Genomic DNA, 26,973 nt, shown 5'->3' with positions numbered 1-26,973 from the left:
CACCTCCAACTCGGGCCCGACACCTCCGCTGGCCAGCGTCGAAGCCGGGCTCTTCCCGCGGCGTGCCAGCAACGCCTGCGTCAGGTCGTCGGCCAGCTGTGCCGCCTCGATGCCGCCGATCACGTCCCCGGACACCGGCGCGATCCTCCGGCGGGGCCACGACGCGGGTTCCGGCGCGACGCGGTTTCCCTCGTACGCGGTGTGGGTCTCGTCGCGCAGCTCCTGGACGAGCCGGTCGAAGGCAGGTCCCTCTGGCAGGTCCTCGTCCGGGATCCTCCTGGTGATTCCGGTACGCAACAGGGCTCGCACGGTGACGGACAGGGGCGGGATCCGGTTGCCGGCCGGGGTCCGCTGGACCGGCTGGAGCTCCCCCGTGCCGGGGTCGAACTCGACGTCGAGGCCGGGGTCGACGGGCTCCCGGCTCGACTCGATGGAGTCCGGGGCCGGCGGGGCGGGCGGCGGGGTCGGCGGCGCGGGGGGCGGGGTCGGCGGGCCGTAGAGGTCGCTCTCGCTGCTGGCCCGCCCGGCCGGGGTCGCGGGGGCCTCGGTGACCTCGGGGGTCTCCTCGATCGGGGCCAGCCGGTCCCGGACCGGCCCCCGCCTGCCGCCGATCAGGTCGGCCAGCGCGGTGTCGTCGACCTCCAGCGCGATCCGCTCGTCGAACCGGCCGGTGCCCTCGACACCCCGGTCACCCAGGTACTCCAGCGTGTGCCGCGCCTCCACACGGACCAGCGTCATGTCCGAGACGGTCTCGACGGTGCGGGTCGAGGAGTGCGAGACCCCCGTCGCACGCGTCCGCCGTGAGTGGAGCGCCTGGGAGTCCACGACCGATACGAACGGTGTGTACTGCGAGGTCTCGGCCCGGCCGTCGCCGTTGGTGTCGTACTCGGCGGCCCGGGCCCGCGCCTCGACCGCGCTGAAGGTGTTCGTCTCCGCGGTGCGGCTGTGCGTCCGGCTGCCGGAGCGGATCTCGGTCACCGAGCCGGTCCGGCGGCCCTCGATCTCGCCGTGCACGTCGACGGCGACGAAATCGGTGCGCACCCGCACCCCGGAGTACCGCCCGCGGGGCAGCTCGATCAGGCGGCCGTCGGGCCCGAGCTGGGTGCGCAGGTTCTCGGCGGTGTTCGACCGCGACAGCTCCAGGAGCAGCATGCGGCGGTCGGCCGCCGTCATCCCGTCCGGGTCGGCCCCGCCGGGTCCGTGGGTGATCGGGTCGAGCTCCCGCGGAACGGGGACGCCCGGCGTCCGTCGGACCCGGACCTGGGCATCCTCGGAGAACCCCGGGTCCATCCCGGCGGCCCGCCGGGCGTCCCGCCAGGAGCCCTCGATCCGTCCGATCGGTTCGGCGTCGGACTCCGGGACCGTGCGCAGCGCCCGAGCGATGTGCCCGGTGGCGGTGAAGTCCGCGCGGGACGGCTTCCCGCGGCCGAAGAACTCCAGCAGCGGGTGGACCCGGCGCAGGATCGATCCTCGGCGGGCGACGGCCTGGACTCCGAAGGTCAGGTCGAGGTCGCGCAGCGTCCGGGTCCGGTCGGCGATGCGGTCCGTGCCGGACGAGGACCGCGTCGTCGACCGCTCGGTCGCCGACCGGTCGTCCAGCAGGTATTCGAAGATCGGCCCGACGAACACCCGGGGTCGGGTCGACCCCGGGTCGCCGAGGAAGGCGGTGAACCCGACGTCGTGCCGCACCCACCAGGCCCGCAGCTCGCTGTCCTCGACGCCGTCGGTGCGGCTCGGCTCGGTCGTCACGGTGACGGCGGACCGCGCGTCGCCGTGCCGGCGGGCGGCACCGAGAGCGCCCTTGACGTCGACCATCAGGTCCAGCGACCGTCCACCGGCGGACGCCGTCACCAGCAGCGGCCATCCCTGCCGGAGCAGGTCGGGGATCAGCGCCTCCATCCGGGCAGGATCGTTGGTCAGGCCCATCTCCACGTTCCGCGGGCCCGTCTGCGGGTCCGCCCCGGACCCGGTGAGACGGCGCCACCACCCGCGCACGGTCGTCCGCATCCCGGTGTCGCCGTCGGTCGCGACGTTCACCCGCAGGACCTTCAGCGGACCGGACACACCCTGTTCGGTCGCCCACCGGTTCAGCGCATCGTCCAGTTGTGCGTGGAGGTCGGCGACGACGTCGCTGCGGTGCAGCTGGACGTGCTCCGGCGGACGGACATCCTCGTCCGGGATCAGGTCGTCGGGGCGGGCCTCGCCGCCGGCCTGCGGAACCGCCGCGTGGTAGGCCTTCCGCTCCGCATCGTTCAGACGCTCCAGCGACGCGGCGTCCAGGACGCCGACGTCGTGGATCTCCTCCGCCGAGACCCATGCGGCCAGCCCACCGGGCACCTCGGTCCACCGGGTCGAGATGTGCTCGCGCAGGGCGTGGCCGACGCCGAACAGGTCGACGACCCGCTCCCGCAGGCTCATCCGGAACTCGTCCTGGTAGTTGTAGCGGATGTAGAAGCCGCGCCCGGTGTGGGTGCGCGTCTGCGGCGCGCGGTTCGTACCGCTCGGCGCCGAGCGCGACGTCCGGAGCCGGTGCAGCTGCAGGTCCGCACCGAACCCGGCGGCCGCGTTGCCGGTCGTGATCGGGAGGGCGACCCCACCGACACGGCCCCGCCAGCCGTGGTGCGGCCCGCTCTCGCCGCCGATGTCGGTGCCGGGATCGACGGTGTAGGTGAAGGTGTGCTCGTCGTCGACGGCCAGGATCACCGGGTCGCCGACCGTACGGTTCTGCCTCAGGTGCACGTCGTCGACCCGGCGGCCGACCAGGCCCTCGTAGCCGCCGGTCGTCAGGTCGATGTCGCGGTGCCGGGCGACGGCCTCGCCGAGTCCAGCCTGCTGGGCGTACGGCGAGGTCGAGGACTCCAGCACCTCCAGGGCCGCGTTCGTGGAGTTCGAGCCGTCGCGACGCGGATCGTGCCGGAAGTACCGGCGAGCCCGGTGCGGCTCGTCGACCCGGTCCGGCCTGCTGCCGACGAACGGCCGGAACAGTGGCCGGAGGATCCCGCGCACGAGCCCGCCGGACCCGCTCGCCGACGGGCGGTGCACCATCCGGGCGATCTCGGTGGTCAGGCCCGGCGGCGGCTGCACCATGTCGATCTCCGAGTGCATCGGCAGCTTGCCGGGGCGGGCGAACCGGGCGGGCGCGGTGTCGCTCCACCGTGCCGTCGCCTGCTCCGTCTCGGGTCCCGTCGCAGGGGTCCCGCCGCTCGGGTCGTCGATGCGGTCCGGCAGGTCCGCGGCCGGTTCGGGAACGATCACGCCCACCCGTCCCGGCAGCGGGTCGCCGTCCGGGCCGGGGCTCGACCAGCTCCCGCCGACCCCGACGTGGAAGCTCGCCGGGTAGGTCCAGCCCTCCAGCGGGCGGTCGGCGGTCCGGGTGGAGGCGTCGGCGAGCTGCGCGGCCCTGCTGTTCTCGGCCGCGCCCCACTTGTAGGTGACGCCGGCGCTGGCGTAGTAGAGGCCTTGGGCGTACCCCTGGAAGGTCGGGCCGACGTTGGCGTCCCTCCGGCGGTCGACGCGGGTCTCCTCGCGCTGGCCGGTCCCGGTCTCCCGGTACCCCTCGTTCTGCGGGATCGCGTGCTTGCGGCCGGACCTCTCGCCGACGGTCGCGCCGATGAACACGTCCGGCGCGCCCCGGACGATCTCGTTCATCGGGAATCGGGCCCGCCCGGTCGTGATCGTCTCGGCGTTCTCGTCGAGGAACCGGCGCAACGGCTGCACGACGTCGTCGGGGCTGATCCCGTGCTCGGCTGCCAGACGGTCGGCGGTGTGCTGCACGACCAGGTCGCGGCTCTCCTGGTCGATCAGGTGGAGGGCACCGGCCCGCCTGCGGGCCCGGGCACCCTTGGCGATCTCGGTGCGGTCGACGCTGTGCGGGGCGGTGTCCTGGCCGGTCGCCGTCGTGTCCGGGGCCGCAGGGCGGGTCCACATCCGCACCGTCGCCACACCACCCTCGACCCGGGTCGAGGGGCCAGACTCGGGGGTGATCGTCGCGAGCAGCCGCCGCCGTACGTCGTGCCGCTCGATCTCACCGGTGTAGCTGCGGGAGTCGAGCACCTGCTGCTCGCGCCCCGATCGGCCGGTGGTGGTCGTGGCGCGGTAGCGGTTGACCGCGGGCCCGCCGCCGATGCCGAACACCGCCGGGAAGAACACCCCGCCCATCACGGTGAGGCCCAGGCCCCGCCAGCGGCCGCGGCTCCGGTCGTTCACGGTCTGCACACCGCGGGACTCGCGCTGCTCGGCGGTGCCCGTGCCCGGCGTGTGCGACCACCAGGCGACACCGTCGGTCGGGCCGACCGTCAGCGTCACCGGCCGGGTGACCCGCAGCGGCCCGGCCGAGACCACGGAGAACGTGCGCGACTGCGGACCGACGAGCAGCGAGGAGTCCATCTCGCGCAGCCAGTCCCGGATCTCGGCCGCTGCGGGGTCGCCGACCCGGATGTCCATCCGGGTCCGGAGCTGCTCGGCGAGCGCGTCGAGTCCCTCGACCTCGCTGTGCAGGACGTCGTCCGGCCGGGCCCACGCCGGGCGCTCGGTGTCCGGGTCCCGCAGGGTCGCGTCGTCGGCGGTGCGCCGTCCGATCTCGGCGGAGACCGTCGCCTCCCGGCGGTCCGTCGCCGGGGCGCCGGGCAGGTCGAGCTCGAGCTCGTAGCGGACCAGGTGCGGGGTGATGTCGACCCGGACCCCGCCCTCGGTGACCGAACTGGTGCGGTCGTGCAGCCGGTTCGAGGAGAGCCCGACACCGCGGGTGGGGAGCAGGCCCGCGATCCGGACGAGCAGGTGCACGAACAGCAGCGGGATCGAGATCCCCGGCGGATCGCTGAACACCAGGCCACGGGTGTGGGACACCCCGCGGTCCGACAGCGAGCGTTCCGCGCGGTGCACCAGGTCGCGAAGACTCCGCAGCGACGCTCCGGAGTTCGGCTCCACCGCGACCGTCCGCACCCGGATCCGGGCGCCCCGCCCGGCCTTCGCCCCGAGCTCGACGACGTGCACCGCGCCGGGATCGCGCTTCAGCTCCGAGGTCAGGGTCTCGTCCGACAGCGCGACGTCCACCATCGCCCGGGCCCCGGCCATGGCCCGCTTCGGGATCTTCGCCCCGTCGAGCAGCGCCTGTGCCTGCTCGCGGACGCCGGTGCCGTCCACCTGCTCGACGTGCACCCGTTCGGTCTCGGCCGGCGGCGACTCGCGGAGCTCGGCGGCGCGTGCGGCGCGGTCCTCCCTGGCGCGCGGGTCGCGCAGAGCACGGAGCCGGTCCTCGCCGAGCTGGCCGATGCGGGGGTCGGCGGGGCGGGTGTCCGCGGGGCGGGGGTCGGTGAGACGGCCGTCGAAGGTCAGCTCGGACAGCTCGATCGCGCCCGCGAGCTCCGCGTCGACGACCGGGGGCGTCCCGGTCCGGGCCGATGCGACCGCGGGCTCGGGCCGGGCGAGCTCCGACGTCCGTGCCTCCGGGTCCGGCTGCTCGGCCAGGAGGTCCCGTGCGCGGTAGCGGCCCGAGTCGAACTCCTGGCGCAGCGGTGTCGTCGACTCCGGATCGAGCCGGCGGGCGATGGCCCGCTCGACGACGGCGTCGTCGAGCAGCCGGGCCGGGTCGTCCCGGTGCGCGTCCAGCAGGTCCTGCAGCAGCGTCGACCGCTTCGCACCGATCACCAGACCGGTGGTCGACTCCCGCTCTCCGGCCGCGAGCCGCGGAAGCGACGGGACGTCGGAGGCCGCCTGTACCGGCAGCGGCGCGGCGGCGGAGACGTCGTATCCCTCACGGGCGGGCCCGTCGGCCACGATCCCGCCCTCGGTGTCCAGCGGCACCCACTTGAGCAGGGCGTCCCGGGCCGGGGTGTCGAGATCGTCGAGGACGAACCCGAGCTCGTGCTGCACCTCCCGCGCGCCGTCGCGCACGTGCACACCCAGGTCCTCCAGATCCCGGTGCGCCGCCGGGGTGAGCAGCCCGGGGATCGCCCAGACCCACACCCTGGACGGGTCGCCGGCGGCCGCCACCCAGGATCGGACCACGTCCAGGTCGATCGTCGCACCGGGCGCGCGCAGGTGCACCGGCGGCGGATCGGTGCCGAGCACCCGGCCGGTCCGCTCCCCCATCACCGTCACCGGCTCCGGCGCCAGCACCGACACGAGCGCCGACGCCGACCGGGCAGGCCGCTGGGAGGGGTCCAGGTCGACCGCGCGCCGGGTGACGACGACCACGCTCCGCGCGGCGTCGCCGAGGCGGGCGGTGAGGATCTCGCGCAGCTTCTCCGCGACGACCTCGGCCCGCGCGGCACCGCTGTCGGCCCGGCTGCCCGGCTTCCACCACGTGCCGTTTCCGTCGCCGACGATCTCCAGCCGGCGGCGCGGGCGCTCCGGCTGCCGCGCGTCGTCGGCGAGCATCGTGTCGACCATGCGACCCAGCGCCGCCTCGGTGACGGGGTCGATGGTGCGTCCGCGCGGGTCGAACCCGATCCGCAGCGGCTCGGAGACGCCGGGAGCCCCGTCCGGGCCGGTCTCGTCCCGGACGGCCGGGCTCTCCTGTCCCTCGGTCTCCGCCGGGGTGTCCTCCGGCAGGCTACTGGGCCCCGTCTCGGGCTCCGGGGTCGGTCGTTCCGACCGCGGCGGCAGCTCGGATAGCTCGATCGACTCGATCGGCCCGGTGTCGGGTGCGTCCGATGCCCTCTCGACCCGGTTCGCCAGATCGGCCAGGTCGCCCGGATCCGACACCTCGCCCGGCTCGGCCGGGTCGTCCAGGTCGCTCCGGACGGCCGGGGGGGCCGCATCGGTCCGGCCGGTCGCGAACGGGTGCCGGGCCCGGGTCGGCGACGGGACCTCCGCCGGCACGTCCGAGTCCGAACCGGTCGACGAGACCGAGTCCGGGTCCTCGCCGGTCCGGCCGTCGGTCCGCGGCCACGGACCGTCGACGAGTGCGCCGCCCCGCCGGTCCAACCGGTGTACGGGGTGCTCGCGGACCGGCTCGTCCGGCGGGAGCAGCCGTGCGGGGACGACCTCCTCGCCCAGGTACAGCACGGACGGCCCGTCCGCCCGGGCCAGTAGCCCCTCGGCTCCGGGTGGCAACCCGTCGCGCCCGTCCCCGGCGGGCGGTCCGTCGGTCACCGACCGCACGGCCGCACGGACCGCCTCGGACCCCGCCAGGAAGCGCAACGCCACGTTCCGGACGAGCTCCGGATCGGTGTGCCGGTCGAGCAGCTCGGCGAGGTCGGAGAATCGCAGGTCACCGGGGCGGTTGCCCAGGTCCCGCAGCAGCACCGTGGCGACCTGGGCGGCCAGCCGGGCCGTCCCCGCCCGGTCGGTGGACTCGATCCGCGGGCGGCGGAGTTCGGCCTCGGCCGGGGTGAGCCAGGACAGGGCGCCGTCGAGCCGCACCCCCGGGATGGCCGGCAGTCCCAGCGACCGTCCCTCCGGGCTCATCGCGTCGAGCAGCACACCGGGCCCGGTCCGGAACATCACCGAGCGACGGCGCATCAGGTGCCATGCGTCCCGCTCCGCCGGGTCGTGGCTGACGTAGTCGGGGACGAGCTCGGTCTGCGGGATGTCGTAGTTGCGCGACTGGAGCAGTGTCGACCACAGGACGAAGGGGTGCATCCGGGCCGCCGCGATGGCGCTGTTGCCGATCGTCCGGTTCTCCTGGGACGTCGCGAACCCGGGCCCGGTCACGTCCGGGTCGCCCAGCGGGTCGCCGACCAGCGCGTTGTCGCCGTCGATGTACAGGCCGCCGAAGCGCAGGAGCAGCGCCATCCGCAGGATGTCCGACGCCGCGGCCCGGCCGGGGCCGTTCCCCCTGGCCACCTCACTGCGGTAGGCCGAGCCCACGAACCGCATCGGGTCGCCGCGGTGGAACAGCTCGTCGGCTGAGACGAGCTTGATGTCGTTGTCCCGGGCCCATCGCACCATGTCGGTGATGCCGGGATCGGCGAGCTTCGCCGCATCCGGGTCGGCGATCGCGGCGGCGATCCGGTCCCGCGAGACGTCGGTGACCAGTACGGACGGTCCGTCGAAGTTCGCCCGGGATCCCGCGAAACCCTCGGCGAACCGCTGTCCGCGCCCGCCTGCCGGCGAGACCGGGTCCCCGATCCACACCCCGAACATCACCCGCGGGATCGCGAACGTGTCCGGGAACGGGATCCGGTCACCCATCCGCTGCTGCCAGTACTGCACCGTCTCCGGAGTGACCTCCTGGTGCACGACGGCGGTGTCCCGCGGCAGCGTGGCGGGATCGAGATCCACGGAGGACGGGGCCTCGCGCAGCATGTCGAGACGGTCGAACAACGCCCCCAGCGACTCCGTCGGCACCGCGGACTGGTTCAGCCCCTGGAGGAAGACCGGGGTCGGCGGCTCCGTGCTGAACACACCGAACGGGTCCGGGCCGAGCCCATGCGGGAGACCGGACCGGTCCACGTCGATCGTCTGCCCGGCGAGGTCGTACAGGTCCGCCAGCACGGTGTCGGCGTCGACCGGGGCGTCGGCGGTGGTATCCGGGGCCCGGGGCCCGGCCGGGGCCTGCGGCTCGGCGCCGGCGGGTTCCTCGACCGGTCCGGTCCGGGGCACCGTCGTGGAGAGGACCCGGTCCGAGCTCGTGTCCTGCGCGGACGGTCCGCGGCCCGGCTCGTCCGACGACGGCTGCCGCCAGTCGCCGTCGACCAGCGCGTCCGCAGTCCCCACTTCCCCGTCACCACCGGAGTCGGGGGCCTCGTTCGACCGCGGCGCCGACGACGGACCCGCATCCGACGGCGCAGTGCCGCTGTCCCGCTCTGGGGCTCCACCACGCAACCTGAACGGGCCCAACACGACACCAGACTTGTCGCGCCCGTTCACCGCGGTTTCAGCAACAGCATTAACCACATCATTACTGTTCCGCGGCCAGCTGTTACCACGCCCGATCCACTCGCCATACATATAGAACGCCGCAACCGCGTCCGAACGACTGACCGACGAACCAGACAGCACAGACAAACGCCGCTGCACGAACGACACCACATCGAGCCCATCGAACAGGGATCTGACCTTGTCTCCCACCCAACCAGCGAGGCCCTGACCGATGAAGAAGTTCTCATTCAGCAGAACAGGAACTAGACTATTAAAGATCGTCTCGGCAAACCTTCCCCGATCACCGTCAGACAGGCCGGGAAGCTTCGCAGTCTCCCCTGCGATGTGATCGACGAGCACATCGAACGCGACCCGATCCCGAGTTATCGTCTCGTCCACGATGCCCTCAGCTTCTACAAACTTGCTGACCTCCATTGCCGCGGCAATCTTCCATCGCATCGTACCGAGATTCGATACATCGAAAACAGACATTCCATCGGGAATATCAGTCAGTCCTAAAAGTTCTGACACTCTACGACGAAGCTCAAGATGCTCATCTGACCCCACCTCGACGCGATCCGCAGACCCCAAGGACGCGAAATCGAACCTATCGGTAGGCGAATCCTCGAACATAGGATCCCAGCCCGCCCCAAGAACATCAGACCCAGAACCCCCGACACCCTCACCGGCAGACGAATCCACCACATCCTTATCGGCAGACGAGTCCACGACCTCGGATCGGGCCTCGCTCTTCAGGATAGCGGTCACCACCGACCGGAAGTCGTCGTACTTCGAGGCGGGGCGGCCGTTGTCGGCGGCGATCCTCCTCAGCGTCTTGGTAAGCCCGCCATCCTTCGACAACAGATGCTCCGCACGCCAGTATGCGGTCCAGTCGCCAAAGCCCTCGATGGAGTCGGCGGCGGCTCGGTCCGCGACCTGAACCGCCGCGACCACATCCTCACGAGCAGCGAGTTCCTCCGGCGACCACGGCGGCAGTGCCTCAGTATTCAGGATACTAGTCACCACCTGCCGCACGCGGTGGTAATCTGGGGCCCGACGGCTGTTGGCGGAGGCAATCCGCTTCAGCGTCCCGGTAAGCCCGCCATCCTTCGACAACAGATACTCCGCACGCCCGAACGCGGACTTGTCTGCATGGCCCTTGATGGATTCGGCGGCGGCTCGGTCCGCATCCTGAACCGCGGCGACCACATCCTCACGAGCAGCGAACTCCTCCTGCAGCCACCGCTGCGGCCGCAGCCGTACCGTGCCGCCAAGAATTTCAGTCACCGCCGAATACAGGTCGCTCCCCACCGGGATGAGAGCGCTGTCGGCGGCGGCGATCTCCCTCAACGCCTTGGCAAGTCCGCCAGTACTCGACAACAGACGCTTCGCACGCTCGGTCCCGGACAACTTCTTATAGCCATCGCTGGATTCGGCGGCGACGGCGCTGTCCGCGGCCAGAACCGTGTTGACCACGTCCTCATGAGCAACGAACTCCTCCCGCAACCACCGCCGCTTCACCTCGCCGTTCAGGACAATTCTCACCGCCGTCCGCAAGTCGTCCGTCTTTGGGTGGCGTTTAGGATCGATACTCCGCAACCGCTCGGAAAGCCCGCTAGCCGTCAACAACAGACGCCGCGCACCCATGGATGCGGACTCGCCTCGATAGCCCTCGATGGATTCGGCGGCGGCGGCTCGGTGCGCGTCCTGAACCATCTCGATCACGTCCGCACGAGCAGCGAACTCCGCCGCCGTCCACCGGTCCGACGACGGACCCGCGCCCGACGGCGCAGTGCCCCTGTCCCGCTCTGGGGCTCCACCACGCAACCTGACCGGGCCCAACACAACACCAAACTCGTCGCGCCCGTTCACCGCGGTTTCAGCAACAGCATTAACCACATCATTACTGTTCCGCGGCCAGCTGTTACCACGCCCGATCCACTCGCCATACATGTAGAACGCCGCAACCGCGTCCGAACGACTGACCGACGAACCAGACAGCACAGACAAACGCCGCTGCACGAACGACACCACATCGAGCCCATCGAACAGGGATCGAACCTTCTCTCCCACCCAACCGGACACATGATCAGAGCCGGTCCCGGGAAGCCCCGGCCAGTCCGGCTGCTGGCCTCGGTTCTGCACCAGCTGCCGGACCAGCGGCTCCGCCAGCGCCCGCGCCACCTGGGTGTCGATGTCGTCGGCCGGAAGGTCCGGTACCCGCGAGAACGGCGCCCAGTCGGCCTTCGCCGCGTCGTGCAACCGAGTGACCAGCCGGTCGAACTCGCGGCCGTCGACCGGGAGTTCGGCGCCAGGGAGGACGCGCTCGATCGCCAACCGCAGCTCGCTCCGCACCTGCGGTGCCAGCACCGGGCCGCCCACCGGGACGAGCTCGATCGCATCGGACTCGCCCGGACCCGACCGGACGCGCATCGCGTCGTCGAACGAGACACTGCCCACGCGGCCCGGCGCGCTGGACACCACGATCGGCGAAGCAGCCAGCTCGCTGCCGGACGGATCGCTGCCGGACGGATCCTCGATGCGCTGCTGCAGCTCGGCGTCCAGCGCCCGCTCGACGGCGCGCTGCGCCTCGGCCCAGCCTGCCCAGGCCTCGTCCAGCTGCGGGAGGAGGCGTTCGCGCTTCTCCAGGACCGGGATGAGTCCGTCCATCAGGGTGACCATGCGCTCGTGGCTGATGGCGCGGACCTTCTCCCGAAACTCGCGGGCCTGCGCGGGTGTCGCGACCGCGGAGAATCGGACGAGCCGTTGCTTGTGCCGTTCGGCGGCCTCCCGCATCCGGTCCTGGTCGCCGAGGAGGTCCCTGTCCCGCCGGAGGTCGCGGTCGGCGACCGCGTCGCGATCCTGGTCGATGTGGACGAGCCGGGTCATGCGGTCGGCCAGCCTCTCGGTGGCCGTCTGCCGCTGCTCGACCGCGGTCCGCACACCGGCGGAGACCGGTCCCAGACTTTCGGTGGCGAGGTCGTCGCTGATGCGGATCTGCATGCCTCGGCCCACGAACGTGTCGGTCAGCGCGAACGACCGGGTCTGCCGCGAGGAGTCCCGGCTCGGCCGGAGCGCGTCACCGGCCGCCGCCACGGCGGTCGTCAACGGCCCGCGGTGCACCCGCACGGTCACCGTGTACTCGACGTCGGCGCCGATCCGCCGCAGCGGCACATCCAGGATCCGGTTGACGTCACCGCGGTCGTCGCCCAGCGCCGGGGGCAGTGCCCGACCGCGGTCCTGCTGACGTTCCGGGTCGACGTGCCCGACGCCGCGCAGGGTGTCGTCCCGGCGGCCCTCGGGGACCACCGCTGCCCCGAACCTGAGCTCGATGTTGTCTTCCACGACCTGCGCATCGGACTCCAGGTACTTGTCCCCAAACTCCAGGGTCTGCCTCGGGTCGAGGCCCTCGGTCCGGGGGCGGCGCGGAGTCGCGGCGAGCTCCAGCTCGATGTACTCCGAGCGGTTGCCGAGGTTGGTCAGCCTCGCCAGCCCGGACGTGCCGGCGAGCACGTTGGGCATCGCCGGGTTGAGCACCGTCTGGTCGAATAGCTTCTCCAGCAGCGTGCGCACGGTCTGGCTGCTGTGGAAGAAGCTGGGCACCCGCGGGTCGTTCTGCAGCAGGTTCAAGGTCCGCTTGCGCAGCTCCAGCGCATCGGCGGTCAGGTAGATCGAGGCCTCCGACCACGGCAGCCGGAACCCGGGGCCGGTCGTGTCCGGCTCCCACGGAATCGACAGTGCGCTGGTACGCAGATCCACCGCGGGAACACGGAAGGTCAACGACTCCGGCTCACTGCGCGGCCCAACGATGGTCCCCGAGCTGGTGTCGATCACCAGCTCCAGCCGCACCGTCCCCGAGATCCGCGCCATCACCCCGCCTGAGGACAGGAACCGCATCGTCCGCAGCCCAGCACGGCGGTCGGCGCTGAACGCGGTGGCCGAACTCAACTGCCCGGTCGGCCCACCGACGCCGTAGGTCGAGCTCTCCGGTTCCGGGCCGGCGGCCCGGCCCCCGACCATCCCCTCGGCCCCACTCTCCGAGCTGCTCTGGAAAGCGTCCCCGGACTGCTTGGTGTTGAACCCGAGCTGCTCGTTGCCGATCGACCAGCCGTCGAGAACCAGCTCCGCCACCGAGAACCCGGCATCGTCGGGCACCGCGCGCAGCCGCACCGACATGTCGGCGAACGAGATGGCCCGCCGGTCGCTGACCGCGATCGAGATCCCGCTGCCGAGCAGATCCGACAGCGAGCTCTGCAGTGTGAAGAACGTCGCCCCGTCCCGCACCCGGGTCACCAGCTCGCCCGCCTGGCCGGAGGTGAGCCCACGGACACCGTGCTTGGTCACCTCGCCCAGCATCTGCTCGACGAGATCCTGGACCCGGGCAGTGGTCTCCGGATAGTGCACCCCCGGGCTCGGCCGCTTCGGGTCCATGCCGGCCGGCAACGTCCACTCCGCGCCACGGTAGCTCGCACCCCTGCCGAGCGCCGACGGGAGCAGCCCCCAGTCGCGCAGCTGATTCTCGTCCACTCGGGTGGGCAGCGAGACCCTGACCCACTGGGTGTGCGAGACGAGATCCCGGCTGGGCTGTGGCGCAGTCGGCTGGGAGTCGATCAGGCGCAGCATCGTCGCCAGCATGGCGACGTACTCGGGTGCGTACCGGATACCGGTCCATATCCCGTCGAGGATGAAGTTGACCCGCCGGGTGCCGGCGTCGATCCGGACCATCGCGGTCACCCGCGCCTCGGTGGTGGGGACGAACGCGCTGATGCTGGTCTCGAACCCACCGGCCAGTGACTCGGAATCGGAGTGCTCGATCCCCCGGGAGCGCTGGTGGGACCCGCCGACGCGACCGGCGGGACGGGTCGCGTCGCCGTGCTTCATCGGCGGCGTGTGGCTGGCGTCGACGACCCGGAACCCGCCCATCAGCGAGATCTGATGGTGGCGCCGGTCCCGAGTGGAGACGGTGACGTCGCTGCGGACCATCGACGTGAGCAGCCGCCGCGACATCGTGCGCCCCGAGAGCCCGAACGAGGGCAGCTGCGGGTCCATGAGCTGCATGCTGATCTGCGCGGTCGCGACCAGGTTGAACATCCACTCCGCGAAGACGATCTGCGGCGCCCGGACGGGACTCCGGCTCAGGCTGAGCAGTTGCGCGTGGCTGCGCATCGACCCCTCGCTGAGCTGCTCGTGTAGGAACTCGAGCTCCGGGAGACCGGGCAGCGTGAGCAGTGAGACCTTGCTGGGGTCGAGGTGAGACGCGGAGCCCTCGATCGCCATGTCGGCGGCCTCGTGCAGTTCCGCCGACCCCAGGAACACCTCGATGGTCGTCGTCGGGCGGATCGTCAGCGGTGGGGGCTCCGGGATGTCGGTGCCGACGTCGAGGATCTCCGCCTCCGGGAACGGGTCCGGGGCGTGATCGGACAGCTGGTCCGCGGGCAGCGCCACTGCCCAGTTGTCCTCCCAGGCCCACACCGCCGGGTCCCGCGGGCCACCGGGTGCGGCGTCGCTGGGTGCCGAGGTGGATCCGGTCGAGCCGTCGGAGGCGTCGTCGAGGTCGTCGACCTGGCGGTACCCGCCGAGGACCGGATCCTCGAGTCGCCGGGGGAACGCCATCTTGGGCAGGGCCCTGCCCAGCGGGGACGCACGTTCCCAGGTCCAGGTCGTGAGGATGTACCGCGACTGTCCGGTCACCAGGTGCGATCCGCCGATCGCCCTGCTGGTGCTGCGGGCGCTGCCGGCGTGGCTGCCGCTGACGCCGGTGTCGCGGCCGTAGGTGTAGCCGAAGCGCGCCACCGGGGAGATGGTCAGCGTCTCCAGCCAGCGCGGCAACGCGGTGGCCCGGAACCCGGCGAACCACCGGCTGTGCGAGCTGCTCCCGTGCTGGATCGCCGAGCGCGAGCCGACGCTCTCGTTGATGTGGGCACCGTCGATCCTGCCTCGGTCGGAGGCCTCGAGGATCTCCTTCCGCAGCTCGACGGTGAGGTAGCGCCACGTCAGCAGGCCGTACTTGACGAAGGTCTGCGAGATGTTGTCATCGAGCCGGTTCACGAGGTGGCCCTCGCTGGCGAACGCGCTGAGCTCGTCGCCGTGCGCCGCGGCCCGTATCGCGTCCTTGCCCGATGACACCTGCTGGGCTCCCAGCTCCGGCCGGTGGATGAGCCGCTCGAACCCGGTGGTGTCCCCGACCGCACGCTGGATCCGCCGCTGCACCTCGTGCGCGACGTTGCCCAGAGAGATCGGCACCGTCCGCCCGAAAGCCTGCTTGTGGTGCAGCGGGCCGGGCAGGAACTTGGCCGGCCGGGTGCCGCGCCGGAGGAACTGGGTGGGCAGCACCGTGATCAGCGTCGCCGTGGTGCGCACGGTGTGCGGCTCGCCGTAGCGTGGCCGGCCGAACTCGGACCGGATCAGCCCGGCCCAGCGCGGGACGTCGTCGATCCGGGAGCCGTGCGCGGTCCGGATGTCGAGCTCCAGGTCGACCGCTACCAATCGCATACCGGGTCCGGCCATCATCATGATCTGCCGGATCAGCGTGCTGCGGTCCAGCCCGTCGGACCGGTGCCTGCCCCTGGTGTAGGTGAGCTCCGGGCCCACGTGCTGCCCGGCGTTGCCGCCCGAACCCCGCCACCCGCCGTAGGCCGTGGCGCTGTTCTCGATGCTGCGCTGCTCCTGGGTCGCGATCGTGGGCTCGTTGCGCCGGCTGAACCAGGCCGTGACCTCGGCCGGGCCGATCTCGGAGTAGCGCACCGGTGTGGCCTTCATCTCCACCGACGACGACACCCGGCCCGGCCCGAGGTCGGTGACCGACGGGGACGCCTTGGTGCTGACGAGCAACGGCGACGCCGTCCACCGGCTGTACAGGTCCGAGAGCTTCCTCTCGACCGAGCGGCTGGACAGGAAGGTCGTCAGATCCTGCCGGCCGGCCGACCCCGGGGCGACCGTCGCGGGGTCGAGTCCGGCGGCGACGGCGTCGACCACCCGGTCGTCGTGCATGGTCAGGCTCACCGAGTTGGCGGCACGCAATGCGCGGGACACGTCCTCGTCCGGGTAGAAGCTCGGCGGGGGCTCGTCCGGCGGGCGGATCGTCATCTCGGTGCTGGTGACCTCGCCGTGCACGACCCGGCTCGTCGGGCGAGCGTTCCGCGACGCCTCGAACTCCAGGTCGACCCGCGCCGATCCGATCCGCGCCGGGCCGTGGACGTAGACGATGCTCGTCTCGGTCAGCGAGTTGATCATCCGGCTTGCCGACGTGCTGTGCTCGATCCCGTGCCGGGCCCCCACCCCGGCGAAGATCCCGAACTTGCCGAGGTCGAACCGCACCGGCGCAGCCACACCGGACTTCTCCTGCGTGCCCCGCGCCGACGCGGCGGTGGTCCGGGCGAACTTCTGTGTCGAGGTCCGCTGCTCGGGCGCCACGTCCGGATCCGGGCGGGGCCCGCCGTCGGGGGTGATCCGCACCCGCACCGCGCGCTGCTCCACCGCGTCCGGCAGGCCCCGGCGCGGCGTGTGGACCATCACCGTGAACGGGCGTCCGGGCCCGCGCAGGGTCTCCGGTGCCTCCCGCACCGCGTTCTCGATCAGGTCCAGACCCTCGATCCGGGTGTCGCCGAACTCGGTCAGCACGGCGCCGCGAACCCGGCGGAGCAGCGCCTCCGACGAGGTCTCCAGCACCGGCAGGGTCGTCGACCCGACCGAGGTCTGGTTGCGGCCCCGCCACGGCGCCATGGTCAGCGGGTCGGCGGTCCAGCGCCGGGTCCGCAGCTCCCGCTCGACCGAGGTGCTCGCCGGGTCGACGAACCGGCCCCACCGGTCGAGGAACGACCGTGCCGGGGCCGGTGTCCCTGGCCCGTGGTCGGCGAGGATCTCGGTGAGGAACTGCGCGTCCGGCGGGCTGACCATCAGGTCGGTGACCGGCCGCGCAGGACCGTCGCCCGAGCCGTCGGGGCGCCCCGCGTGGTAGGGGCCGGCGCCGACGCCCTGACGGTCGTGCAGCAGCGGCAGGAACGGCACGCCGTGCCGGTAGCCCGTCGGCAACGGCGGCAGCGCGGTCAGGTCGGCACCGCCCGGGTGCACCCGGTGGTGTGCCCACACGCCGCCGTGCGCCGCCAGCACCGCCGCGCCGACCAGTACCTGCCGCTCGGCCGCCGACGCCTCCCGATAGGCGTCCAGCACCGGGCCGTCCAGGAGCTCCCATCGCGGGTCCCGCACGTCCACGCCGAGGTCGTCGAGCCGCGCGCGGACCACGTCGGACAGCCGGCCCGGCTCCGCCCACACCGTCACCCGGCCGTCGCCGTCCGCACCCAGCGCCCGCCTCCACGCGGCGACCGTCTCCGGCGACGGGTCCCCGTCGAAGGCCCCGATGTGGACGTGCCGCGGCACCTTCTGCCGGTGCGGGGCGTCCGAGGCACCGATCGTGTGCCGCTCCGGCTCGTGCACCCGCACCCGCACCGTGTCGCTCGACGACGGCCGCATGTCCCCCGGCGGGCCAGCCAGCACCGACCGGCTCGCCCGGATCAGCTCCGGCCGGTCCACCATCCGGCCGAGGTCCCCGGTCACCGACCGGGCCCGGTCAGCGCCACGCTGCTCCCGGCCAGGGTGTCCCGGGACCGGCATCCGGCGGGCGTCGCCCTCGACGTCCATCAGCGGCAACGGCAGGCCGGCCTTCTCCGCGCTGCGCACCTGGGCGTTGAACCGGTCCGCGATCCGCCGCAGCGCATCCGCCCGCGCACGCTCGGACGGCGTCGAGTCCGCCGGACGCCCAGCGGTGTCCCGCAGGCCCGGACGCACGCCCTGCTCGGTCCGGGCGAAACTCACCGACTCCGACCACTGCGGCTCGGGGGTGCGCTCGGTGAACGGGTCCCCCAGCGCGGGCAGGACCCGGAACGTGCGGCCCGGGTGCTGCGGGCCATGCCCGCCCGCGATCGGCGCGTCCACCCGAACCAGCCGTGAGCCGGGGGGCAGCACGAAGTGGGTCCGGCCGTCGTCGGCGCCCAGCGGGACCACCGGTACCCCGGGCCCGGCCTCCAGCAACACCTGCGATCCCGTCGGGTCGGTGCCGACGTCAACCAGCAGCCCGTTGCGCACCGTCCCGGTGTCGTCCACGATCCCGGGCCGCACCGACGCCAGGAACCACGCCCGGCGCTGCAGCGGCGTCCGCCCGGCCGCCTCGAGGAGCCCGCGCTCCTGCTCCGGGGTCGGGCCGGGGCGCTCGGGCTCCGCCGCCCGGTCGAGGACCGCGAACAACGCCTCGCTCTGGTCCAGCGGCTCGCGGTGCGGGCCGACCAGCCACTCGGTGATCGAGCCGTCGTCGACCGTCGAGCCGTCCGCTCCGGTCTCCGATCGGCCGTCCTCGGACCGGAGCAGGTCCTCGAACGTCCGGCGCTCGAAGTCCGGCCGCGGATCCCGGCCGCCGCCGGTCCGGCGGACGGAGACCGGGCCGGACCCGGTGTCGGCGGAGCCGCCGGGGGCGATCACCCGGGCCCGCAGCGAGTCCCGTCTACCGGAGGTCCGGACCTGCGCGCCGGGCGGCAGCAGATACCGCTGGTCGCGCGGGTCGACCTCGAGTGGCCGGACCGGGATCAGCGGGGTGCCTGCGGGGAGCTCGATCGCGACCCTCCGCATGCCGTCGTCGAGCGAGCGGACGCTGCTCCCCTGCGGGACCAGGAGCAACCCGTCGTGCACCTGTTCGGTCCCGCGATCGGGCAGGTGCCGCGGTGAGAGCACATCCATCCGGACCGGCCGGTCGAGCCGGTGCACCTCGGCGAGCTCGTCGAGCACCGCCCGGTCGGCGGGCAGCGGGATCGGGTCGGACGACCCGGCCTCCGGCTCGGCACGGTTCGCGGAGCCCCCGGTGGGCCGGTCGGGGAAGTACCGGTACAGGATCCGCTCCAGCGCGGCGTCGGTCGCCCTGCGGTCGGCGGGGGTGAACGCGTACTCGGCGGCCCGGTCGTGCAGGGACTGCAGGTCGTGCGCAGCACGGCGACCGACGGACCTCTCGCGCACCGACGACGAGGACGAAATCTCCTCGGGGATGGGCTCTTGGACCGCCCTGCCCTTGCCCTTCCGGTCGGCGCGCCCGGTCCGGCCGGTGCGCCCGGTGTCCGCATCCTCGGGCAGGCGGGACGGAGGCCGGTCGCCGAGCGCGACCCGCGCCACGTCGGCGGCGAACGGCAGCACCTGACGCGGCACCGGGTGGTCGTCGGGGAGCAGACGCAAGTAGTCCGCGAAGACGATCCGCGCGCGTTCCGGTGCCGCGTCCAGGCCGCGGGCCCGCAGCTCGGCGGAGATCGCGATCGTCTCGTGCTCGTCGATCCCGTCCGGCTGGGATCGGGTCGTGTCCCGAGGGCGGCCCCGGCCGACGTCCTCGACGTGCACGGCGCGCGCGACCGCCGTGACCCGCTCCGCACGGCCGTCGGGCAGGCGGCCCTGCGCGCGCAGCCGCTCGACGACCTCCAGCACGTCGCGGGCGTCCGGGACGGGGCTCTCGACCGGCCGGTCGTCGCGCCGACGCAACCGGACCAGCTCGGCGGTCACCCAGGGAGTCAGTACTGCGGCGTCCAGCGCGGACGGGTCCGGCGCGAGCGGGTAGCGGCCCGGCCCGGACAGTGGCGAGGCGACCGCCCACATCCGGACCTCCGACCGGGGTGCACCACGGCCGAGCGAGCGGTCCGGTCCCCTGGCCTCCGCCGGGGCCGCGCCGTCGCCGTCCGCCCGGGAGGACCGGACCACCTCGACCGCACCCGCCGATCCGGGGGCCCCGCCGCCGTCGTTCCTGGCGAGATCGACCAGCTGCTGCTCGACGATGTCGCCGACCGAGTCCGCACGGCGCAACCCGACCTCGTAGGCGCCGTCGCTGCGTGGACCGCCGTTACCGCCGCCCTCGGCGTACACGGTGACCGGGCCGTACCTGGCCAGCTCCCGCACCTGGTCGGCGAACGAGCGGATCGTGGCCCGGTCCCCGGTGTCGACCCGGGTCGTGCTGCCCGGGCGGAAGTCGATGTGCCGCGGCGTCACCCGCGGGTCCGGTGCCGGGGCAGCCGGCATGTCGAGCGGCTGCGAACCGGACTCCGCGGACCGGGACGCGTTCGCGGACACCCACGCACCGTCGTCGATCCGCCGGGCGGTGGACTGCCACTGCTCGTACCGACGGGCTGCGCCCTCGGCCCCTGCCCGGCCGGTCTGGACGTCGAAGTGCAGCCCGAGCCCGATCAGCGGCAGGTCACGGCGGACCCGGGAGGGGTGGGTGTCGGAGATGTCGAAGGCGTTGCGCCCGAAGATCTGCGACGGGCGGATGACGTCGGACGGCGAGCGGGCCCCCTGCCACGCCTGCTTCAGGAACGCCAGGGGCTTGCGGTGGTCCGGGTAGTCGTTCTCGACATCACCCCACAGCGAGTCGAGCGGACCGGCGCGGAACTGGTCCCCGCTGCCGGCCAGGCTATTTTCGACCAGCGTTGTGAGGTCGTCGGCGTCGCCGGCGAGGAAGTCGCGTACTCGGGCCGGCAGGGTCTGCCGGATCTGGTCCACCGGAGTCTGGGCCTGCACCGTGACGTGCGGGCGCCGGTCGGCATCCACGTTCACTCGCGGCACAGCCGAGGCGACCTGGGTGTGGACGAGCGCCGCGTAGCCGCGGACGGCATCGGCGTCGGCGTCGAGCGCCGCCCGGACGGCGGGCCCGGCGTCCGGGCCGAGGGCGGGCCCGGCCGCGCGGAAGCGGTCGGCGACCCGGCCCCCGAAGTCCAGCGCCTCCTGGATCCGCCGGGGCCTGTCCGGGTCGGACTCCGCCACCGACCGGCCGAGGTCGCCCAGCATCCCGGTCAGTCCGAAGACCGACACGAGGGTGTCGATCCGCTGCCGCACCGGGCCGTCGGCCGGCCGGTCGGCCCGGCCGTCCCCGACGCGCTCGTAGCGGTCGGCACCGCCGAAGACGCCGACGAACGAGGTACCGGCCGGCGCGTCGCTCAGCCGCTGGATCGTGTCCTGCACCTCGGCCGCCACCTCGAGCGGATCGGCCGACGGCAGCGCACCACGGAACACGGCTGCCGGAGGGCTGATGATCTCCGGAGTGGTCTGGCCGGGCCCCTCGACCAACGCGCCGTCGGCGACCCGCACGTGCCGGGCCCGGTACAGCGTGTCCGACCCGAACTGCGCCTCCCCAGGGATCGAGTGGAGAAGGTCCTGCAGGTAGGTCCGGTCCTGCGGGTCCTCGGTGTCGGCCGCGTCGGCCTCGGCGGTGCGGCGGTCCTGCTCCCTCCGCTCGTACAGCCTGCTGGCGAGTTCCGCGAGGAGTTCCCCGGGGTCCCCGGGCAGGTCGTCCCCGGCGAGTTCGCGCTGCACGTCGCTACGGCTGGGCCAGGAGCGGTGCGACCCGTCGATGCCCGGGTACCGATCCTCGAGATGGCGGGCCACTGCGGGGCGCAGCACCCTGGCCCGCAGGTCGTCGAGGGTGCCGGTCGCCGGGCCGTCCGGGAAGGACCGTTCGGCCCAGATCCGCACCTCCCGGCGCTCTGCGGAGTTCGTGGGTGCCGCGCCGGGGGCGTTCCCGGCGCCCCGGCCACGGGAGGACGGCAGGGTATCGATCCGCGGCCTCCCCCGGCCGCTGGACAACGCCTGCACCTGCTTCTTGATCTCCCCGGTGACCGTCCTGGCCCGGATCTCCCCGATCTCGTCCGCACCCCGGCTGAGCGGGCCGCCGTTGCCACCGCCCTCGACGTGGATGGTGACGCGGTCCCGTTCGTCGACCGAGTGGGGCAGCATCTCGTGCAGCCGCTGGACGAACCGCGCGATCCGGTTGCGGTCGGCGATGTCGAGACCGTCCTGCCGGCGTTCCGCGAAGCCGATCTCCGTGCGGTCGGGCCACAGCTCGTCCAGCACCAGCGCAGATCCCGGGCGGCGCAGCGGGTCGGGCAGCGTCGGCGACTCACCGGGGTGCGACACCGTCCAGCTCTCGGCCGCACGTTCCCAGGCGCTCTCGTCGATCTGCCGGGAGCGGTCCATCCACGACCGCAGGTCCGCCATCATCGCCGGCTCGTCGACCCGGCCGAGGTGGGTGTGGCGCAGGGTGACCAGCGGCAGGTCCCGGCGCTCTCCACCGACGGTGTCGAGCTCGGCGGCCTCGGTGACCCCGCTGCCGAGCGCGTCCTGCTGGGAGATCGCGGTCTCGCCGGCACCGAGCGGTCGCCACGCCTGGTCCACGTAGTCCTGCACCGAGCGTCCGCCTGCCGCGCCGAGCAGGGGCCGGTCGAGAGCCTGCGGGTCCGGACCGGCATCGGCGAGGGTGCTCCCGAGCGTCGCGGTCAGGTCCTCGCGGTGCGCCTCCAGATAGCTCCTCACCCGGTCCGGCAGCGCCGCCAGGACGACGTTCAGGGGCATCTGCGAGAGCACCGGGTAGCCCGCCCGGCCTGCGAGATCCGGGTGCGCGGCGCGCGCGGCCAGCGCGCTCTGGGTGTGTACCATGGTCAGGTAGCCGACGAGCGCGTCGACGTCGGCCCGCAGGGCGCCGTCGGCCGTCGTGCGGCCGGACTCCTCGATCGCCCAGCCGCGGAAGGACGGCGCGATCTGCTCGGCGAACGCACGGGCCTCCCGGATCGCGCGTCGCCGGGCCCGTCCCGGCTCCGAATTGCCCGCCCGGTCGCCGAGGGCGTTCAGGTAGGCCGTCAGCCCGAACACCGAGACGCCCATCGAGAGTTCCTGCTCGGCGGCCTGCGGCCCCTCGTCGCCCGGCCGGACCGCGACGTTGCCCCGTTCGACCGCGAACCCGGGCTTCCCGTCGAAGGCCTGCCCGATCGTCGTCCCCGGGGCGGCGTCGCGCAGGATCCGCACCGCGCGCACGAGCTCGGCCATCGCCTCGGTCGCCGCAGGCCTGCCGCGCTCACCGCGCAGCACCGCCATCTGCGGGACGACGATCCGAGGGACCACCCGTCCGGTGGGGGTCCGGACCGCGCGGATCGACAGGTGCTCGCCCCGGATCAGCAGCCCGTGCCGGTGGGAGCCCAGCTCGACATCGGGGAACGACATCCGGTCACCGGCGGCTCCACCCATCAGGCCGGGGACCCGGCCGCCGTTCAGCTCGGTAGCAGCGACCTCCCGGCCGAGTACCTCCACCGGACGGTGGTCGGTCCCGGACCGGTACGACGCCGCCCAGTCGCGGAACGCGTTCTCCGCCTCCTCCCACGACACCGGAGTCCTGCGCTCGCGGGCGAGCGTCGCCTGCGCGGTGCGGATGATCTGGTCGGTCTGCCAGGCGAGGAAGGCAGGGTCGTCGCGCGCGGGCATCGCCGGGTCGCGGGGATCGGTGACCGGGCGCCCGGCCCCGACCTCCCGGCCCGCCTCGGCGGACTCGTCGGGGGTGGGCCGTCCGGCATCCTCGGACCGCCGGTTCCCGGTGTCGCGCCCGCTCTCGCCCGGTCCGGACGCCGTGCCGCTGCCCCGCACCTCCTCCGGCCGGACGGCGGCGGTCTCCGCGCCGCGGACGGGTTGGCCGGTCGACACCGCCGACGGCCGCCCCGACGGCGTGGACTGCGCCGGCGTGCGCCCCGCGTCGCCCTCACGTCCGCCCGGGGTGCGCCCCGCGTCGCCCTCACGTCCGCCCGGGGTGGAACCGCGGGAGCCGTCGCCCGGGGCCGTCGGCGCCGGGGTCCCCTGCGAGCTCGGCGCAGACGGCACCGCCGCGACCCCGGCATCCGGCGCGTCGGTGGGCGCTCCGGCGTCGCGGGCCTCCTCCGGCTGCCGTCCGGGGGCCGGAGCGTCGTCGGCGTGCGGGTCGGTGCCGGACCGGGGGCTGCCTGCACGAGCATCCGCGGCCCGCTCGTCCTCGGTCCGGCCGCCGTCGGCGGGAACGTCGTCGACGGGAACGTCGTCGGCGGTGCGGCGCCCGGCGGGTGCCTCGCCGTCGTCCCGGGATGCGGCACCGTCGACCCCGCCGCGGTTCGCGGGGTCGGCACCGGTCACCGGCTCCGGCGATCCCGGCAGGTCCGTCGCCGTCGTCCGCTGCGAGGTCTGCGACACCGGTTCGGGTCCGGCGGAGCGTTCGACGGGTGCGGGGTTCTCGCGCACGTCGTCCGGGCGCGGTTCCGGGGCGACCCGGTCCGGGGCGGCTGCACCGTCGCCGGGCGGGGAACCCGGGGTGTGCCCACCGACCGTCTCGACGGGGCGATCCGGTGCGCCGCTCTGCAGCGACGTCCCGGACCCCGGGGTGCCGGATCCCGGCGTTCCGGATCCCGGACCGGCAGTAGCCGGGGTGGGGCCGCGCGAGCCGGACGCGGTGTCGTTGCCCGCTCCGGGGCCCGGCCGGTCGCCCGCGGAACTCCCTGGCGAGGACTGGTGTCCGGCCTGCGTCGCGGGCGGGCTGCCGGCACCGGGGGTGGATCCGGCAGCGGGCACCGATCCGACCGGTGTCCCGGTGGCCGCCGGGTTGCCCGATGCGACCGGCGCCGGGGTGCCGCTCGGGCCGGCGTCCGCACCGGAGCCGGGGTTCCCGGTCGACACGGTGTCGTCCGTGCCGCCCGACGGGGTCCGGTCGGTCACCACCGTGCGGTCGCCACCCGCCTCCGTCGGCGAGGTGGCGGGCGGGGCCGCGGGGCCGTCGCCGGTGGTCGTGCGGTGGTCGGTGGTGCCCGGCTCCGGTGTGGCGTCGGCCTGCGGGGCCTGCCCGAACGAACCGTCGATGTCGCGGTCGTCGGCCGTGACCGGGTTGCCGGAACGGTCCACGGCGCCCGGATCGGTGACGGTGCGCTCCGGACCCTCCGGACCCCGGCCGGACCCGTGCTGCTCGTCGACCGGGACCCGGCCCTGCTCATCGACCGGCACCCGGCCCTGCTCATCGACCGGCACCCGGCCCTGCTCATCGACCGGCACCCGGCCCTGCTCATCGACCGGCACCCGGCCCTGCTCATCGACCGGCACCCGGCCCTGCTCATCGACCGGCACCCGGCCCTGCTCGGTCGGCGGGCCGTCACCGCGGGCGGCCTCCGGCGCACCGGTCGAGCCCTGCGCGGGGCCGGCCACGAACGCGTCGGACGGTTCGTCGGGACGCTGCGAGAAACCGCTGCGGTCGTCCAGCCCCCCGGATCCCTGGCCGTCACCGGTCCCGGCGGGTCCGTCGTCGGCGCGCCGGGAGCCGTCCTGGGTGCCGTCGAGGTTGCCGCCGCCGGACCGCTGCCCCTCCGTCGCGCGGGCAGCACCCTCGTCCCGCGACGTACCCTCGTCGCGGGACACACCCTCATCGCGGGACGCACCGCCGGTGCGCGACTCGTCCCCGGTGTGGGAACGGCCCTCACCCCGCGACTCGCCCTCACCCCGCGACTCGCCGTCGTCGTGGGCCCGACCCTCGCCGCGGGAGTCGGCCTCGCCGCGCACGCTGCGGTCGTCCGGGCTGTCGGTCTCGCCCACCGAATCCGAGTGGTACCGGTCCTCGACCCGGTTCTCTCTTCCGTCCACGTCGACAGCCGAGCTGTCCTCGGAGTAGATGCTGCGGTCGTCCGGGGTGTGCTCACCCTTGGCCTGCTCCGCGACCTCCTCCGCAACGGCCTCGCCAGCGGCCCCGAATCCGAGCGACCCCAGGAACCCGACCTTGCTGAAGTCGATCTTCCCGATCGGGGCCATGGTGTCGATCTTCTGCAGCGATTCCGCTGTGTTCCCTCGGCTGCGGTACCTCTCGATCATGAACAGGCCGTCGTGGGCGTTGCCGTCGCCACCGGTGGCAGCGCTCGAGGCCAGTACGGCGCCCGGCATGACCGCCATCTGCACCCCGCCGAACAGCGCGAACGCACCGAGCCGGGTCCGCACGCTGGTGGCCCGGGGCGCCTGGTACCCCTTGAGCTTGTGCTTCGCCGCCGAGGCGTCGAGAGACCGGTACAGCGGGGTCGGATCGACCCCCATCCGGGTCAGTGCGGGGTCGGCACCCTTGCGGACAAACATGTCCGCGACCTTGTGCGGCCAGGACATACCACCGCCGGTCAGCTTCTGGAAGATCGAGGCGCCGACGTTGTGCGGCACCCGGTCGTCGTCCCACAGCAGCGCGCGTGTCCTCGGCCCGACTGGAGCGACCGGGATACCGCTGAGGTAGGTCGGCGACCCGCTCTCGCCACGGGGCATGTCGTCGGTCTCGCCGGAGCCCTCCTTCTCCCCGGAGCCGCTGTCCTGCTGCGAGTCGGCAACCCGGTCGGTCTCGGGCGAGTCCGGCTCCCCGGTCTTCTCGGCGTCCGACGTCGCCCGGTCGCCGGCGATGTCGTCGCTGTCCGGCTTCTCCGACCCGACCTCGTCCGGGCCGCTGCGGCCGGGGGTCTCGAGCGTCAGCGAGCCGTCGGGACCCTTGGTCTCGATGTTGTCGAGGTTGTTCTTGAGCAGGCCCGCGATCTCGACGTTGGTGAGATCGCCGACCCCGCGCATGATGTTGATGGCGCCACCCAGGACGGCCCCGTTGACCGCACCACCGATGAGTGCCTTCTCGATCGAATCGGTGTCGATCTCGGTACGGCCGTGGACGTCGTCCTCGTCCCGGGCACCGTCCCGGTCGGGGTCCGACTGCTCGTCCCCGTCACCGTCCTGGTTCTGCTTGTAGTCCTCGTACTGGCCACCCTGGATCGCGGCGTCCAGACCGCCCTCCAGCGCGGCCTCCCCCGCGACGTAGCCGCCGGTCCGGAACAGGAACTTCTGCCCTGGCGCACCGAAGACGATGCCCGGCGCGTGGTTGAGGATCTGGTTGATCAACTGGCTGAGAGCCTGCCTCAACGCGGCCTTGACAGATTCGATCACGATCGGCGCGAACAGCGCACCGATCCCCGTGGCCAGCAGGTAGATCACGCTGGCCAGCGCGATGGCGGCCATCATGATGAACAGGATCTTCTGCTTCTGGACGTCGGCGGCGGTGTTCTGCGCCGTCTTCCCGAGCTCGCGCGCGGCGTCCGACGAGGACCCCATCGGGGACTGGAGGGACTCCTTGGTGAAGGATTCGAGCGCGGTGGCGGTCTCGCCGTCCATCGCGTCGTCCACGTCGGCGGCGAAGGTGCGCGCCTCGTTGCGGGCCTCCTCCAGGGCGTCGGCGAAGTCGTACCAGGCGGCGGCGATCGCCTTCAGCCCGCCCTCGGATGCCTCCGGCCACCTCAGACCGATGGTGACCTCGAAGAAGGTCTGCAGCTCGGGAGGCAGCTTGACGACCTCGTCCTCACCCGCCAC

Annotated in this window: 1 protein-coding gene (only partly in view); it reads right to left on the bottom strand. The window is 73.3% G+C overall.

Annotation, left to right across the window (positions count from 1 at the left end):
• On the bottom strand, positions 1-26,973 hold the 5' portion of the coding sequence (locus AFB00_RS16885) for a WXG100-like domain-containing protein (RefSeq protein ID WP_068798036.1). Its footprint begins 1,785 nt before the window's first position; only the first 26,973 of its 28,758 coding nucleotides appear in the window; its start codon is at positions 26,971-26,973; its stop codon lies off the left edge, out of view.

Origin of the sequence: Pseudonocardia sp. HH130630-07, assembly GCF_001698125.1 — a bacterium.
Taxonomy (GTDB): domain Bacteria; phylum Actinomycetota; class Actinomycetes; order Mycobacteriales; family Pseudonocardiaceae; genus Pseudonocardia.
The sequence above is the reverse complement of the archived record's forward strand: the minus strand, read 5'-3'. Positions and strand labels throughout refer to the sequence as shown.